This is a genomic window from Streptomyces sindenensis (assembly GCF_014649035.1).
GTDB classification, from domain to species: Bacteria; Actinomycetota; Actinomycetes; order Streptomycetales; family Streptomycetaceae; genus Streptomyces; species Streptomyces sindenensis.
Window position 1 is genome coordinate 201538 of sequence record NZ_BMSG01000001.1, and the last position, 13776, is coordinate 215313.

At 73.2% G+C, this 13776-nt stretch carries 13 protein-coding genes and 1 pseudogene; 6 read left to right on the forward strand and 8 right to left on the reverse strand.

Going from position 1 to position 13776, the window contains the following annotated elements:
* Window positions 1-3: 3 nt before the first annotated feature.
* Both IE145_RS00905 and IE145_RS00910 read right to left on the reverse strand, forming a co-directional pair.
* A complete protein-coding gene (locus tag IE145_RS00905) occupies window positions 4-468 on the reverse strand; it encodes a hypothetical protein (protein WP_189517884.1) in 465 nt (154 codons plus the stop codon).
* A complete protein-coding gene (locus tag IE145_RS00910; protein ID WP_189517886.1) occupies window positions 465-725 on the reverse strand; it encodes a hypothetical protein in 261 nt (86 codons plus the stop codon). Before IE145_RS00910 ends, IE145_RS00905 begins: the two co-directional genes overlap by 4 nt.
* 93 nt (window positions 726-818) lie before the next feature.
* Here IE145_RS00910 and IE145_RS00915 point away from each other — a divergent pair, with 93 nt between their 5' ends.
* Genes IE145_RS00915 through IE145_RS00925 form a run of 3 tightly spaced genes read left to right on the forward strand, consistent with a single transcriptional unit; the run spans window position 819 to window position 2124 of the window.
* On the forward strand, window positions 819-1658 hold the full coding sequence (locus tag IE145_RS00915; protein WP_189517888.1) for a DUF5753 domain-containing protein: 840 nt from the start codon (window positions 819-821) through the stop codon (window positions 1656-1658).
* Window positions 1655-1861 (forward strand): DUF397 domain-containing protein, encoded by a 207-nt coding sequence (locus IE145_RS00920; protein ID WP_189517890.1) that lies wholly within the window; start codon window positions 1655-1657, stop codon window positions 1859-1861. Before IE145_RS00915 ends, IE145_RS00920 begins: the two co-directional genes overlap by 4 nt.
* Before the next feature lie 47 nt (window positions 1862-1908).
* Window positions 1909-2124, forward strand: coding sequence for a DUF397 domain-containing protein (locus IE145_RS00925; RefSeq protein WP_189517892.1), 216 nt, complete (start codon window positions 1909-1911; stop codon window positions 2122-2124).
* Window positions 2125-2219: 95 nt separating this feature from the next.
* Here IE145_RS00925 and IE145_RS33225 read toward each other — a convergent pair whose 3' ends face one another.
* Window positions 2220-2501 (reverse strand): hypothetical protein, encoded by a 282-nt coding sequence (locus tag IE145_RS33225; protein WP_229825159.1) that lies wholly within the window; start codon window positions 2499-2501, stop codon window positions 2220-2222.
* A gap of 208 nt (window positions 2502-2709) precedes the next feature.
* Window positions 2710-3213: a nitroreductase family deazaflavin-dependent oxidoreductase gene (locus IE145_RS00935; protein WP_189517894.1), complete on the reverse strand. Its 504-nt coding sequence runs from the start codon at window positions 3211-3213 to the stop codon at window positions 2710-2712.
* 206 nt (window positions 3214-3419) lie between these two features.
* Between IE145_RS00935 and IE145_RS00940 the strand changes: the two genes are divergently transcribed.
* The 3 genes and pseudogenes from IE145_RS00940 to IE145_RS33825 all read left to right on the forward strand — a co-directional run.
* Window positions 3420-4421, forward strand: a complete 1002-nt coding sequence (locus tag IE145_RS00940; RefSeq protein ID WP_189518563.1) for a PP2C family protein-serine/threonine phosphatase — start codon at window positions 3420-3422, stop codon at window positions 4419-4421.
* A gap of 59 nt (window positions 4422-4480) precedes the next feature.
* The gene (locus tag IE145_RS00945) at window positions 4481-5005 is read left to right on the forward strand and encodes a MarR family winged helix-turn-helix transcriptional regulator (RefSeq protein WP_229825161.1); all 525 of its coding nucleotides are present in this window, start codon (window positions 4481-4483) and stop codon (window positions 5003-5005) included.
* Window positions 5006-5092: 87 nt separating this feature from the next.
* Window positions 5093-5167, forward strand: a pseudogene (locus tag IE145_RS33825) (peptidase M15); the annotation flags it as partial.
* A 148-nt stretch (window positions 5168-5315) separates the two neighbouring features.
* Here IE145_RS33825 and IE145_RS00950 read toward each other — a convergent pair.
* The 4 genes from IE145_RS00950 to IE145_RS00965 form a co-directional block, all read right to left on the reverse strand.
* A complete protein-coding gene (locus IE145_RS00950) occupies window positions 5316-7688 on the reverse strand; it encodes a serine/threonine-protein kinase (protein ID WP_189517896.1) in 2373 nt (790 codons plus the stop codon).
* Window positions 7689-7772: 84 nt separating this feature from the next.
* The gene (locus IE145_RS00955; protein WP_189517899.1) at window positions 7773-10412 is read right to left on the reverse strand and encodes a serine/threonine-protein kinase; all 2640 of its coding nucleotides are present in this window, start codon (window positions 10410-10412) and stop codon (window positions 7773-7775) included.
* Between the two features lie 171 nt (window positions 10413-10583).
* Window positions 10584-12092 carry a DUF6056 family protein gene (locus IE145_RS00960; protein WP_189517901.1) on the reverse strand — a complete coding sequence of 503 codons (1509 nt, stop codon included), beginning with the start codon at window positions 12090-12092 and terminating at the stop codon, window positions 10584-10586.
* A gap of 8 nt (window positions 12093-12100) precedes the next feature.
* Entirely contained in the window at window positions 12101-13684 is a 1584-nt protein-coding gene (locus IE145_RS00965) for a glycosyltransferase (RefSeq protein WP_189517903.1), read from the reverse strand.
* Window positions 13685-13776 lie beyond the last annotated feature (92 nt).

Genomic DNA, 13776 nt, shown 5'->3' on the forward strand with positions numbered 1-13776 from the left:
CGGTCAGGCCCCTTCCGTACGGGGGCGAGGCGGGGACGGGTGGTCCGCCGGGGCCGCCGCCGCCCATCCCCACAGATCCACGGGCCACGCGCCGAGCGTGACGCGAAGCCCCACGAAGGGGTCGACCACGGTGAGCAGGGCGGGGAGCCCGGATTCCAGCGCGCTCAGGGCGTGGTCCTGGCTGCCGTGGTCGCCCGCCCACGCCCGGAGCGCTTCGGGGGCGTCGGAGCCGTGGAAGGCGACCGGCCGGACGTCCCTGGCCCGGAGCCACGGGGCGGCCGGGGGCAGATTCCGGCCGTGGGCGTCCGCCAGCCGCAGGGCCTGCCGCCGGAGCCAGCGGAGGACGAGTCGGCGGTTCGGCAGAGCGACTCCGCCGAGCGGGAGGGCCCGGCCGCCGCCCGTCACCGTGACGGCCGCGACGTAGTCCAGCACTCTCGCACCGCCCGCGCCCGCAGCGCCCGCCCTCACAGCACTTCCCCCCGGCTGCGGGCGTTGAGCCGCGCGGTACGGGCCCGAAGCTGCTCCATGAGCAACGCGGGCCGTACGTAACGCGGTTCGACCTCCCACTCGCGCCCGCCACTGACCGGTCGGAGGGACCAGTACGGGCCGGCGACGCCCTGGAACTCCCCCACGCGGTCACCGCGACTGGTGTCCGCGAGCAGGGTCCCGGGGTCCGGGACGGGTAAGGGTCGCTCCGTTTTCGAGCTGGCGTTCTCGCCGTACACCGTTCGCTCCTCTCTGTAGCCGAACGACTACCGGGGCGACTCAGCGTGGCCTAGCGTGGATACGTCTTCAACGTTTCGGAACTGGGGGATACGTTGGTCAACCGCAAGGAAGTGAACCCCGACGGGGGGCCGGAGGCGGCCTACGGCGCACGTCTGCGTAGGGAGCGGGAGGCTCGGGGCTGGAAACAGGACGACCTCGGCGGGCGCATCGGCTACACGGGGCGGCACGTTTCCGGCGTGGAATTGTGCCACAAGTCCCCAACTCGCAAGTTCTCGATCGCCGTTGATGTGGCGATGGGATACACGGGAACCGCTGATTCGTTCGAGCGCGAGTGGCGCAAGATCAAGCACGGGGTGCTGTTGCAGGGCTTCCCGGAGTACGTGGCGCTGGAGGGCCGGGCGGCGGAGATCCGGCTGTTCGAGGTGGGCGTCATCCCGGGGCTCTTGCAGACCCGGGAGTACGCGGAGGCGCTGGCCCGCGGGGCGGTCGACCGGGGCGTCATCACCCCCGAACAGGCCGATCAGCGCGTCTCGTTACTCATGGAGCGCCAGGGCGCGCTGTTACGCACCGTGCCGCCGATGCTGATCGCGGTGCTGGACGAGAGCTGCATCCGCCGCCCGATCGGCAGCCCTGCCGTGATGGACGCCCAGTTGCAGCACCTGGTCGACTTCGCCACGCAGTCCCACACCATGCTGCAGATCGCCCCGTTCAGTATCGGCGAGCAGCGGCCCTTCAATCGGCTGGTGAATCTGCTGACGCTCCAGGACCGGTCCGTGTTCTCCTACGTCGAGTCCGAGTCGCAGGGGCATCTGGACCGTGAACTCAGCTCGGTCATCCCGATGGTGAGGGCCTACCATCAGTTGCAGGCTGTGTCTCTGTCGCAGACCGATACCGTGGACATGATCCACCAGCATCGAAAGGGCACCCCGTGACGACCGAATCCACGACCCCGCAGTGGGTCAAGTCCTCCTACAGCGACAACGGCGGTTCGTGCGTCGAGTGGGCCCCGCGCACCGCGTCCGCCACCGGCACCGTCCCCGTACGCGACTCGAAGAACCCCGGCGGCCCCGCCCTCGGCGTCCCCGCCACCGCGTTCGCCGCCTTCGTCGCGGGTATCAAGTCGGGCGAGCTGTAGTACCGACCGCAGCAACGACCGGACAACGACGAAAGGGCGGCACGCAGATGACTACCGAAGTCACGACCCAACTCTGGGTCAAGTCCTCCTACAGCAACAGCGGCACCTGCGTCGAGTGGGCCCCGCGCACCGCGTCCGCCACCGGCACCGTCCCCGTACGCGACTCGAAGAACCCGGGCGGTCCGGCCCTGGCCGTCGCCGCCGACGCGTTCTCCTCCTTCGTGGCGGGCGTCAAGGCCGGAGGCTTCGGCACCACCGCCTGATCGCCACCGCCTCAACGGAAGCCCCGCCGCGCACGGCGGGGCTTTCTGCTGTCCGGAGCGTCACCGTCGCCGGGCGGCCCGGCCCAGTGCGGCCTTCAGAGCGCCTTCCTCCGGGCGCGGGCGCGGCCCACGGCCTGGTTCGCGGCCTCCAGGGCGAGGCCGACGACTACGACCGTGATCAGGCGCAGCCACCACGGGAAGCCGAAGAGCTCCCCGCACACGAAGACCGTGGCGACCGAGACGACGAGGGTCACCGCGAACGGGAGAGTCTTCACCTCGCCGGTCGAGGAACCCGTGGAGTCCGTGGGACCCGTGCGGTCCGTGGAGTCCGTGGGACCCGTGCCGCCCGTGGGACCCGGCCCGGAAACCGATGTCATGCCGAAGCACGTCCTTCCTGTGACTGATGACGGAAGAACTCGCTCAGTTCACCGGCGAGCCACCGGGCTTCACCCCGGACGCGACGCGGCGCTCACTCACTCCCCCGTGCATTCCCCTGTCGGTGAGCCGCAGGGCACCGATGTGGTCAGCATCGGGCACGGCGTACGACCGACCATAACAGCGCCTCCGGTGGAGCATCCGCGCTGGTCAGGGGAGGCGTTGGCCCCGGGCCGCCTCGAGGCGCACGAGGGTGGGAGGCTTCCCCGCCCGACCGCTCGTCCGGGCGTCGGCGTTCTCGGCCATGCGGCCCACGGGGCATGCGCGTCGCGGACGGCGCCGACCGCCCGTGCCGTGTCTCCCCACGATCTCGACGGCTTCGCCGGCGTCCGGGAAGTGAGCGGTCACGGCGTAGTGATGGTTGCCGACCTGGACGGTCGTCATGGGTGCGGCCAGAAGGTCCAGGTACCAGGGCGCGTCAGCGGAGGAAGCCAGGACCCAGCAGCCGCGCTCCGCGTCGTAGGTGAGGGTCTCCAGCACGGTGTGATGGATGTGACCATCGGCTCTGGCGGTGTGGTGCAGGAGCAGCAGACGACGGCCCAGCACTGGCCCCAGCCCTATCCGGAAGAGGCTGACGGGCAGGCGTGCGACGTGTCGCCGCCAGCCGCCCGACGGTGGAAGGTGGTGATGGACGCCGTGGCGTTCTGTTCTCATCGAGCCGCCTCCTCGCGCCGTGCAGGGGAACCGATTGCGTAACGGAAGCCGGAGCCAACCCTTAGCAGGGGCAATCTTTGCATAATCTAAAGCTGGGCCGCCAGGGACGGCGGCCCACCGCAGGACGTCCGTCTGGTAGGAGCGCCGTGATCACTGACAAGCGAAGGGACGCCGGAGCGGTGCTGTCCTGGCTGCCGATCGTGGTGATGGCGGTCGTCGCCGGGATCGACCTCTCGGCGGGGCCGGAAGCCGGCTTCCTGCCTCTGGTCTCCCTCGGCCCCGCCTTCGCCGGGCTGATCGGCACCTGGCGGCGTACCGCTCTCATCGGCGGGGTGGCCCTGCTGCTGTGCGTCGTTCTGGGCGTGTACGACGGTCTCTTCGACACCCAGCGGGGCTGGACGGCCATGGCCTCGGTCTCCGGGGTCACCCTGGCAGGCGTCCTGGCCGCCGGTTCCCGGATGCGGCGCGAGGCGGAGCTGGCCGGTGTGCGTTCGATCGCCGAGGCGACACAGAGCGTGCTGATGCGTCCCGTGCCCCGTCGCGTCGGGGAATTGCGGACCGCGGTCTCCTACACGTCCGCGGTCGCGGAGTCACGTATCGGCGGCGATCTGTACGAGGTGGTGGCATCGCCGTACGGAGTCCGCGTCATCGTCGGTGACGTCCAGGGCAAGGGCCTCGCCGCGGTGGCGACGGCGGCCTCCGTCCTGGGCGTGTTCCGGGAGGCGGCGCACGACGAGCCGGATCTGACCGCACTCGCCGAGAGGCTGGAGCGCACCGTGGCCCGCGAAGAGGACGGGGAGAAGTTCGTCACGGCCATCATCGCCGAGATCCACACCGACGAGCGGGTCGCCGTCCTCCTGAACTGCGGACATCCCCCGCCCATGATCGTACGCGCCGACGGCTCCACCGATCTCCCTTCCCCGCCCGCCTACGCCCTGCCGCTGGGCCTGGGCATCCACGGTGGAGAACCTCCCCGGACCTACCGGACCGGGTTCGCGCCGGGCGACCAGCTCCTCCTCTACACCGACGGAGTCACCGAAGCGCGGGACGCCGACGGAGCCTTCTACCCCTTGCGGGAACAAGCCGGACTTCTCGGTGCCGCGGACACCGGAGAAGCTCTCGAAGCCCTGCGCGAGGACGTGGTGCGGCACGCCAACGGCCCCCTGCACGACGACGCGGCGATGCTGCTGCTGCGCTACCGGCGGTGACGTCGCGCAATGACGGCCCGCGATGTACTCCCGGTGCGGACACAGGATAGAAAGGTGCCATGAGCAGCAAGGGCGCTCCGCCGAAGCGCATGGACGATGTGGACGCGGTGACCGAGGCGGTGCTGACGGCCTCCCGGTTGCTGGTCGCGGTCTCGGCGCGTTCGCTGGCGGAGGTGGAGGAGCGGGTGACCCTCCCCCAGTTCCGGATGCTGGTGGTGCTCTCCTCCCGGGGCGACACCAAGCTCGTCACGCTGGCGGAGCTGCTGGGCGTGGCCCCGTCCACGGCGATGCGCATGATCGACCGGCTGATCACCGCAGGGCTCGCCGACCGGCAGACCAACCCGGACAACCGCCGCGAAACCCTGCTTCGGCTGACCTCGGAGGGGCGTCGCACGGTGGAGAACGTCACCGCGCGCCGGCGCGAGGAGATCGCCTCGATCGTCCAGCACCTCTCCCCGCACCAGCGGACGGCGCTGATCAGTGCCCTGACGGACTTCAACAGCGCCGGCGGGGAGCGGCCCGCACGGCTGCCCGACGAGAGCCCCGGGCCTCACCCCCTGGGCTGGGGCGAGACGGCGGGCTGATCCGGCACTCACCCCCGACCCGGGGCCCTGTGGCAGCAAATTGACATGACCTTGACATTTACAACGTCCGCGCCCGAGGCTCGGGATCCGGGCCACGACGACCACACCCACGTCGTCGGAGGCAGCGGCCGCTTCCGGTCCGCGCCCGGCTGCGGCATCTGACGCCGCGGCACTCCCCTGACGTGCGGGGGCCTCCGGTCGGCGGACCGGAGGCCCCCGCACTCGCATGGCGCAGGTCCCGGGACCGGTGTGCGCCGGGCATGCGGAGCGGTGGAGAACCGCATGCGCCCGGCGCCGTCCGGGGCGGGGCTCAGGAGGCCGGGGCCGTCATGACCGTGCCGTCGTCGAAGGTCAGGAAGCAGGCGCCCCCGGACACCAGCACCGTGGTCGGCTGGGCTTTGACGCCATCGAAGGCGCTGCCCTTCCGGGGCCAGTCCCGGATGTTGCCCAAGGTCGCCTCCGGGGCGCCGTCGTCCAGTGCGAAGGCGCGTACGCCGTTGACGCCGAAGGTCAGCAGCCTGTCCCCGGCCACCACCACGGAGTCCCCGCGCTTCCAGGGCGCGGTCCACCGTTCGTCCCCGCTGCGCGCGTCGATCGCCTGGATGTACCGGGAGCCCTCGCGCAGCCCCTTCCCCTCCACGAAGAGCAGTCCGTCGCGGCTCACGGCCTCCGGGGAGGGCGCGCGCGTGTCCCCCACCTTCCGCAGGGTCCGCGCGTCCACGATGCCGCCGCCGCAGACGTCGTACGGGGCGCTGCGGATGCGGCGGTCGCAGTTCCAGGGGGCCTCGGCCAGTGTCTTCCCGGTCGCCGGGTCGAGGGTGAGGGTCTCCTGGCTGCCGGTGAGCCACACGCGGTCGCCCACGACGTCAAGACTGGGCGGGAACGCCCAGGCGATCACCCGCTCCCAGACCTGCGCGCGGTCGTCGGCGTCGTACGCGCGGAAGAGCATGTTGGCGGCGCCGCCCGCTCCGCCGACGCCTGTGTACGAGACGAAGATCCGCCCGTCGTGGACGCGGGCCACCGAGGGGGTGTACCCGGTCCGGCCCGGGAGCCGGGCGACCGGCTTTCCGTCGGACAGGTTCAGCACGTCGAACCCGTCTCCGTCGGCCGCGGTGACATAGGCGTGCCGGTCGTCGACGTCGAGGCCGCCGACACCGAGGAGGCCGGTGGGCGCGCCCTCGGCGGGATAGCGCCACAGCCGGGAGCCGTCGGAGGCGTCGCGCGCCTCCAGCCGGGTCTGCCGGGTCGCCTCGTCCCGGAGCCGGCAGACGAGGACATCGCCGCTGAGCGCACAGTCGTCAGCCGCGCCCGGACCGTCGAAGGAGGTTGCCCACGGGCGCCAGTTGTCGGGTTGGAGGGTTCGGTCCAGGCTGTCGGGCCCGAAGTCCGCCATCCCGCTGACGGCCACGGGCGCGGTGCGCGCGGGCGGTGTGGCCGAGGGGGCGGTGCTCCCGGCGCTCCGGTCCGGCGCCGGAGCGGCGTTGCCCGGGGTTCCCGGTTCGGGGTCGTCGTCCGGGAGGAGCAGCGAGGCTGCCGTCAGCACTCCCGCGAGCAGGCCCGCTCCCACGCCGATGGCAAGGCCCAGGCGGCGGCCGCGCGCCCACGCCGGTCTCCCGGTGCGGGACCGCCCCGCCCGCTGCCCCGGCTGCCCGTCCGCCGCGCCGTTTCCGTCCCCTTCGCTCTGCCCGGGCCGCGAAGCCCGGGCGGCACCGGCCGGGGCAGCGGCCGGGGCGGCCCGGGGCATCGGGGGTGCTTCGAGAGCCGCCACCACGGCGGTCTCGTACGTACCGATCAGTTCGCGTACGCCGTCCGGCCAGGGGAAGGCTCCGGGGGCCGACGCGGGCGGGACGCCCGGTCGTTGCGGCCGGGACGAGGTGTCGAGCGCCCGGATCAGCTCGGCCGTCGTCGGCCTGCGGGCGGGGTCCCGGTGCAGGCAGTCGGCCACGGTCTGCCGCAACTCGTCCGGCACCCCGGAGAGTTCGGGCCGCCCCTGGGCGATGCGGTGCACGATCGCGGCGAGTTCGGTGTCCTCGAACGGCCCGTGGCCGGTGGCGGCGAAGCAGAGCACCGCCCCCAGGCAGAACACATCGGACGCGCCGGTCACCGACCGGTCGCCGGCGACGTGTTCGGGCGACATGAAGCCCGGCGAACCCACCATGACACCGGTCGCCGTGAGCGCCGTCATGTCGTACGCCTGGGCGATTCCGAAGTCGATGAGCCTCGGTCCCGTGGCGCCGAGGACGACGTTGGCGGGCTTCAGGTCCCGGTGGACGAGCCGTGCGCCGTGCACGGCCGCCAGCCCGCGGGCGATGGCCGCGCCGAGGTCGCGGACGACGGGAACGGGCAGCGGACCGTGCCGGCCCACCGCCTCCTCCAGCGACGGCCCGGCGATGTACTGGGTGGCCAGCCACGGCCGTTCGGCCTCCGGGTCGGCGTCGACGAGTGCGGAGACGTACGGTCCGCGCACGGCACGCGCCGCCTCCGCCTCGCGCCGGAAGCGGAGCCGGAAGTCCCCCGCGTGCTCCAGGTCGCGGCGGACGGTCTTCAGTGCGACCAGGCCCTCGGGACCGCCGCCGGGCGGTACGGCGAGGTGGACCGTTCCCATCCCGCCGGAGCCGAGTCCGGCGAGCAGCCGGTAGGGGCCGATGTCGTACGGGGCGTCGGCGTCGAGCGGGCGCAGCACAGGGCACCTCTCCGGAGCGGTCTGCCCTCACGGGCGTCGGGCGGGTCTGCGGGGCGGACGGGGGGTGGAGCTGTCGGACGGGTGTCAGGCGGGGAGTTCGAGGGACCGGACGGTCCCGTCGTGGAAGGCCAGGTAGACCAGTCCGCCGAGCGAGATCACCTCGGGCGCCCAGACCTTGTTCGCCACGTCGTCGAACTCCCCGAAGTCGTCGGATCCGGCACCGGAACCGCCGGGCGGCACGTACCCGGGCGCCCCCTCGATCTCGTGCCGGGCACTCTCGCCGCCGCGCAGGGGCAGCGTGTAGAGGTTCCGGTTGTCGGCGAAAAGCGCGGTGGATCCGACGATCACGGGCTCCGAGTGGAGGTAGCCGCCCTTCGCCGACTCGACCTGGTCCGCTTCCCGTCCGGGCAGCGCGCCGACGGTGCGCGGAGGCCGGTCACCGCCGGGGGCCGAGAGGTCGGTGAGTTCCACCGCGCCACTGGACGCGTTCGGCTCCAGCCCGTACTCCCGCCCCCCGGCGGCGACGACGCCCCGGGCCCTCGGGGCGCGGGCGTCAGGGTCCTGGTCCGCCGCCACCGGGCGCAGCGTGACCGCGTCCAGGATCGCGGTGTCCTGGCCCTCGATGTCGCAGTACACCTGACCGCCGTGGACGCGCATCGCGGTGCAGCTCCCGTCCCCCGGCACGATCACCGGTGTCCGCTTGCCGGTCCGGCCGTCGAACGCGACCAGGCCGCCGTCGGTCACGGCGATGAGCCTGCCCTCCACGAAGATCTCGGCGCGGTACATCCCGTACCCGGCCATCGGCGCGTCGTGCGAGGTGAGCCCCTCCTTCCACAGCCGTTCGCCGCTGCGGACGTCCACCGCGTAGACGGTCGCCGCGCTGCCGCCGAGGGTGAAGAACGCGACCTTGTCGCCGAGGAGCGGGTCGCCGTACAGCTCGGTCTCCTCACCGCTCCCCGTGTCGCTCTCCCAGCGGACCTTCCCGTCCTTGGCCGCACGTCCCCGGACGACGCCGGCCTCCATGGTGACGACGACATCGTCCTGGATCAGCGGACTGCTGCCGCGGCCCGGCAGGACCACACCCCGGTTGCTGGTCGCGGCCCGGCCACCGGGGGCGGGAGAGGCCGCCTTCCACAACGGCTTCCCGTCGGACGGGCGTACGGCCTCCAGGCCGCCTGCGAGGGTGCGGCAGACGAGGATCTCGCGGCTGAGCGCACAACTCCACGGCCGCTCCTCCAGCTTCCCCGACCACGGCTTCCACCCGGCCGGGCGCGCGGCGGAATCGGCCGGGAAGTAGCGGCTGCGGTCGACGCCGAGCCGGTCCAGCCCGGCGCCCGCCGCGATGCCGGCCGCAGGTGAACCCGACGCCGAGGGGGAGGCGGCACCGGACCGCCCGGACGAGGCGCCCGGCCCGCCGCTCCCGGCCTCGTTCCCGCCGTCGTCCCGCAAGGTCCTCAGGCCGACCACGCTCAGCACGCTCACGGCCAGCACCGCCGTGACCGCGATGAGGGTTCGACGGCGCCGGCCGGGGCGGGGGGCTTCGGCGGGCGACGCGGCGACGTTCTCGTCCGGCGGGCGAGTGATCGTCGCGGCGCTGTGGAGCGGAGACGCACCCGGCATCGTGGGCACAGGGGTGGTCAGGGGACCCGCCGCCGCGACGACAGCGGCCAGCTCCCTCTCGTGGGTGGCCACCAACTCCCGCACCGCGACCGGCCAGACCCGCTGCCCGACGCCGTCGCCGGAACGGGCGTCCGCCGCCGCGCCCCGCTCCGCGCCGACGCCCGCCGCGTCCGGCTCCGCACCGACGCCCGCCGCGAACGCGTCCGCGGCGGCCCCGGCGTCCGCCGTCACCGCCGTCCGGAACCGTTCCTCCAGGACCACCGAGTCGGGTCGCCGGGCCGGATCGGGGGAGAGGCAGTCCTCGATCAGCTCGCGCACGGCGTCCGGCACCGCGTCGAGATCCGTCTGCGCCTGCGAGATCCGGTAGAGCACGGCGGCCAACGGGCCGGTGCCGAAAGGGGATTCTCCGGTGGCGGCGTAGCACAGCACCGAGGCCATGCAGAAGACGTCGGACGCCGCCACCACGTGCCGTCCGCCCAGCACATGCTCCGGGGACATGTATCCCGGTGAGCCCAGCATCGCCCCGGTCGCGGTCATCGTGCTGGCGCCGAAAGCCCGCGCGATACCGAAGTCGATCACCTTGGCGCCGTCCCTGCCGAGCAGGACGTTCGACGGCTTCAGATCCCGGTGCTGGACACGGGCGTGATGGATGCCGCGCAGCCCCCGCACGAGATCGAGCCCCAGGGCGCGCACCGTCGCCACGGGCAGGGGCCCGGCCGCGCGGACCGCACGCTCCAGCGTGGGCCCGGCCACGTACTCGGTGGCCAGCCAGGGCTCCGCGGCCTCGGCGTCACCGGACAGGAGCCGGGCGGCGAAACGGCTCTCGACCGACCGGGCGGTGTCGATCTCGCGGCGGAACCGGTCGCGGAACGCCTGATCCCCCACCAGCTCGGGCCGGACGGTCTTGACCGCCGCCAGCTGCGGTCCGGAGCCCTCGGACACCGGCCGGGTGTCGGCACCGAGGTAGACCTCTCCCATACCGCCCGCGCCGAGGCGGGCGAGGATCCGGTACGGGCCGATACGCCGGGGAGCCCGCTCCGGCAGCACGCCGAGAGCTTCACGCCCCCGGTCGGCCGCGTCCCCGCCGTGCCCTTCGACTGCCATGCCCCACTCCCCCGTTGACCCGTGACGGCCCTGCCTGCCCTCTTGACGATCAAGCCTGGCATCTGGCCGAGCCCCGCGCCACCCCCGACCGTGAGCGGGGGCTCCTCGCGGCCCGGCCGCCCGTGGGGCCCATGGAGAACCAATGCCAAAGCCGCCGTACTTCGCCGGGCCTCAGTGTCCCCGGGCCCCGTCCGTGACCCGGTCGAGCCGGTAGAAGTCGGCGACGCACCCGCCGGGCCAGTACTGCTCCCCGCCCGCGCTGAACGGCTCCAGCATCTGGCTGATCACCAGGCGCTCGTACGGCAGGACCCGCTCCCCGGCCGCCGCCCCCTCGCGCAGACGGCGGTCCTGGGCGTCCCACTTCTCGGCCCGGGACCGCGTCGCGGTGCCCAGGTCGGTCAGGGCGATCGCCGGGCCGACGCAGACCAGGACGCAGAGCGCCGCGCACACCGCCTTCGCCGGGGCGGTGCGCCGGGCGTACCGACGGGCCGCCAGGCCCAGCAGGGCGCCCGCGCCGACCAGCAGGATCACGTACAGCAGGAGGTAGTCGTTCCAGAGCCGGTTGGCGCTCCTGTCGCTCACCCGGTCGCCGAAGACGGGGTAGGCGATGACCGCGCAGAGGTAGCCGGAGACCAGGAGCGTGACCAGCCCGGCGGAGGTGAGCAGCCACCAGTGTGCGGGCGGGCGGGGCGTCGTCCCGTCCGCCCGTCGGCACAGCAGTCCCAGCAGGACGCCCGCCGCGACCGCGCCCACGTACTGCCAGGTCGTCACGACCGTCACGGTGATCTCCGCGAACGCGCGCAGCGACGCGGCGAGGGAGTCCGGGGCGAGCAGGAACGTGGTCTCCGCCCCGAAGCGTTCCCTGCGGTTCGTCGAGCCGGGTGAGGTGATGAGGACGAGGGCCCCGGCCACCGTTCCGGCGATGCCCCCGGCACACCACAGGCGGACGAACCCCCGCTCGGCGGCCGGGACGACCCGGCCGGAGACGACGAGCGCGGCCAGCAGCACCATCACCGCGACGATCGCCGTCTCCTCGGACAGCGTGGCGAGGAAGGCCGCCATCAGCACCGCGACCGCGATCGCGAGGGCGCGCCCCCGGCGGCCGGCGGCGAGCAGCAGCGGAACCAGCGCGGCGCACGCCAGGACCGGCGGCAGCGTGTGCGAGACGGACGCCGCGGGCCAGTAGAACGTCTTGTACGTGTTCGGCGTGGCGAACAGGAACAGCGCGGTGGTCATGGCCGCGAGCAGGAGCGGCATCCCGCGCGGGGTGCGCAGCCGGGCCCGGCGCAGCGCCAGGACGGCCACCGCCCACAGGACCGCGAGCACCAGGCTCCCGCTGACCACGGGATACCACTGGTGTCCCGCGATCGGGAACTTCGCGTACACGCCGACCAGGAGCGCGTTGGCGACCCGCCCGTTGTCGTCCAGGTAGAACTGCCCGACGAGACCGCTGATGCCGTCGTCCCGCACCCGGGGCAGGAAGCACCAGTCGTCGGCGCCCGGCCTCACCCACCGCCCGAACCAGGACGCTGCGGCGAGCAGGGCGAGCGGTGGCAGCGCGAGCGCGGTCACCCAGAGCGCCGTCCAGGGGCGGTCGGCCGGGCGTCCGGCCGGGTCCGCCGCCGCCTCGCCCGGCCGCACCCCGTCCGGGGCGGCGGCCACGGGCACGTCGTCGGACATCGCGGCCGTCACCCCTTCCGGGACGAGCGGGTGGGCAGCGGTTCGGGCACCGCGCGGCCGGGCAGCGGTCCGGGGTGCGGCTCCGCCGTGGCGGCCCTGGCCTGGCCCGAGGTGATCGCCCACCGCGCCAGCAGGAACGAGACGGGGGTGACGATCACGCCGGCCGCCAGCGCGGCGAGGTTCTTGTCCATCCCGAGGCCGCTGACCGCCCCGTAGAGGAGCGCGCCGGACGCCACCAGGTTGACCAGGCTGGAGAGGGGAAAGCGGACGAACGCGTGCCAGGTCGGCCGCGTCCGGCAGGTGACGTAGGAGTTGAGCAGGAACGAGCACACGATGCTGACCACGTAGCCGATGACGTGGGCGGTCAGATAGGGGATCCAGCGGTTGAGGGAGGCGTAGACGCCGAGGTAGACGGCGGTGTTCACGCAGCCGATGAGGACGAAGCTGCCGAACTGACGGACGGTACGGGACCGGCCCGGGGCCCCGGTCGCCGTGGCCGTGCCGGTGCACGGGGCGGCGGAGGCGGTGGCAGAGCCGGTGACGGAGCCGGAGCCGGAGCTGGTGACGGAGCCGGAGCTGGTGACGGAGCCCGCGACGGCTTCGACCGGTCCTCCCCCGGGCAGGCGCGGGAGCGGCCGTGGGCCCTCCGGCAACACCGCCCGGCAGGTCGCGTCGGTCTCCCGTACGACGTACGGCGGGCGATGCTTCGCCTCGTGGTAGATGCGGCCCACGTACTCCCCGATCACCCCGAGCGTCACCAGCTGGATACCGCTGAGGGCGACGACGGCGGTGAGCAGGGTGGCGTAACCGGGGGTGTCCACGCCGTGCAGGACGACGCGCACGACGGTCCACAGGGCGTAGACCAGCGCCGAGACGAAGACCCAGAAGCCGGTGTAGATCGCGAGGCGCAGCGGCCGGTTGTTGAAGGAGAGCAGTCCGTCGATGCCGTAGTTCAGCAGCCGCTTGCTGCCCCACTTCGACCGGCCCGCCACCCGTTCGCTGTTGCGGTAGCGGAAGGTGACCGTGTCGAAGCCGACCCAGGAGAAGATCCCCTTGGAGAAGCGGTTGCTCTCGGGGAGGGACAGCACGCTCTCCACCGCCCGCCGCGACAGCAGCCGGAAGTCGCCCGAGCCGTCGATCAGCTCCACGTCCATGCAGCGGCGGACCAGCGCGTAGTAGGTGTGGCTGAGGGTGCTGCGGATCATGCCCTCGCCCGTGCGGTCGCGGCGCGGGATGACCTGGTCGTAGCCGTGCCGGTGCAGTTCCAGCATGCGGGGGATCAGCTCGGGCGGGTGCTGGAGGTCGGCGTCCATGATGACCACGGCCGCCCCGCGCGACATGCGCAGGCCCGCGAGCATGGCGGCCTCCTTGCCGAAATTGCGGCTGAAGGCGGTGTAGTGGACGCGCGGGTCACGGGCGGCGATGGCGTTCAGCAGCGGGCGGGTGCGGTCCCGGCTGCCGTCGTCGACGTAACAGATCTCGAAGCTTGCCCCGAGGGGGTCCAGGACGCCGAGCAGCGTGGTGTGGAAGGACTCGATGACCTCGGCCTCGTCGAAGCACGGCACGACGACCGACAGCTGAAGGCCAGTCACTCGTCACCTCCGGACTTGGGGCCTCTCCCGGGGCCGGGCCCCTGACCGGCGCCCGCGCCGTCGGCCTCCGGCGCCGGGGCCCGGGGCGCGCC

Coding starts and splice junctions, on each gene's coding strand:
- IE145_RS00925 (WP_189517892.1), top strand. CDS start 1,909: ATGACTACCGAAGTCACGACCCAACTCTGGGTCAAGTCCTCCTACAGC.
- IE145_RS33225 (WP_229825159.1), bottom strand. CDS start 2,501: ATGACATCGGTTTCCGGGCCGGGTCCCACGGGCGGCACGGGTCCCACG.
- IE145_RS00935 (WP_189517894.1), bottom strand. CDS start 3,213: ATGAGAACAGAACGCCACGGCGTCCATCACCACCTTCCACCGTCGGGC.
- IE145_RS00940 (WP_189518563.1), top strand. CDS start 3,420: ATGGCGGTCGTCGCCGGGATCGACCTCTCGGCGGGGCCGGAAGCCGGC.
- IE145_RS00945 (WP_229825161.1), top strand. CDS start 4,481: ATGAGCAGCAAGGGCGCTCCGCCGAAGCGCATGGACGATGTGGACGCG.
- IE145_RS00955 (WP_189517899.1), bottom strand. CDS start 10,412: ATGGCAGTCGAAGGGCACGGCGGGGACGCGGCCGACCGGGGGCGTGAA.
- IE145_RS00960 (WP_189517901.1), bottom strand. CDS start 12,092: ATGTCCGACGACGTGCCCGTGGCCGCCGCCCCGGACGGGGTGCGGCCG.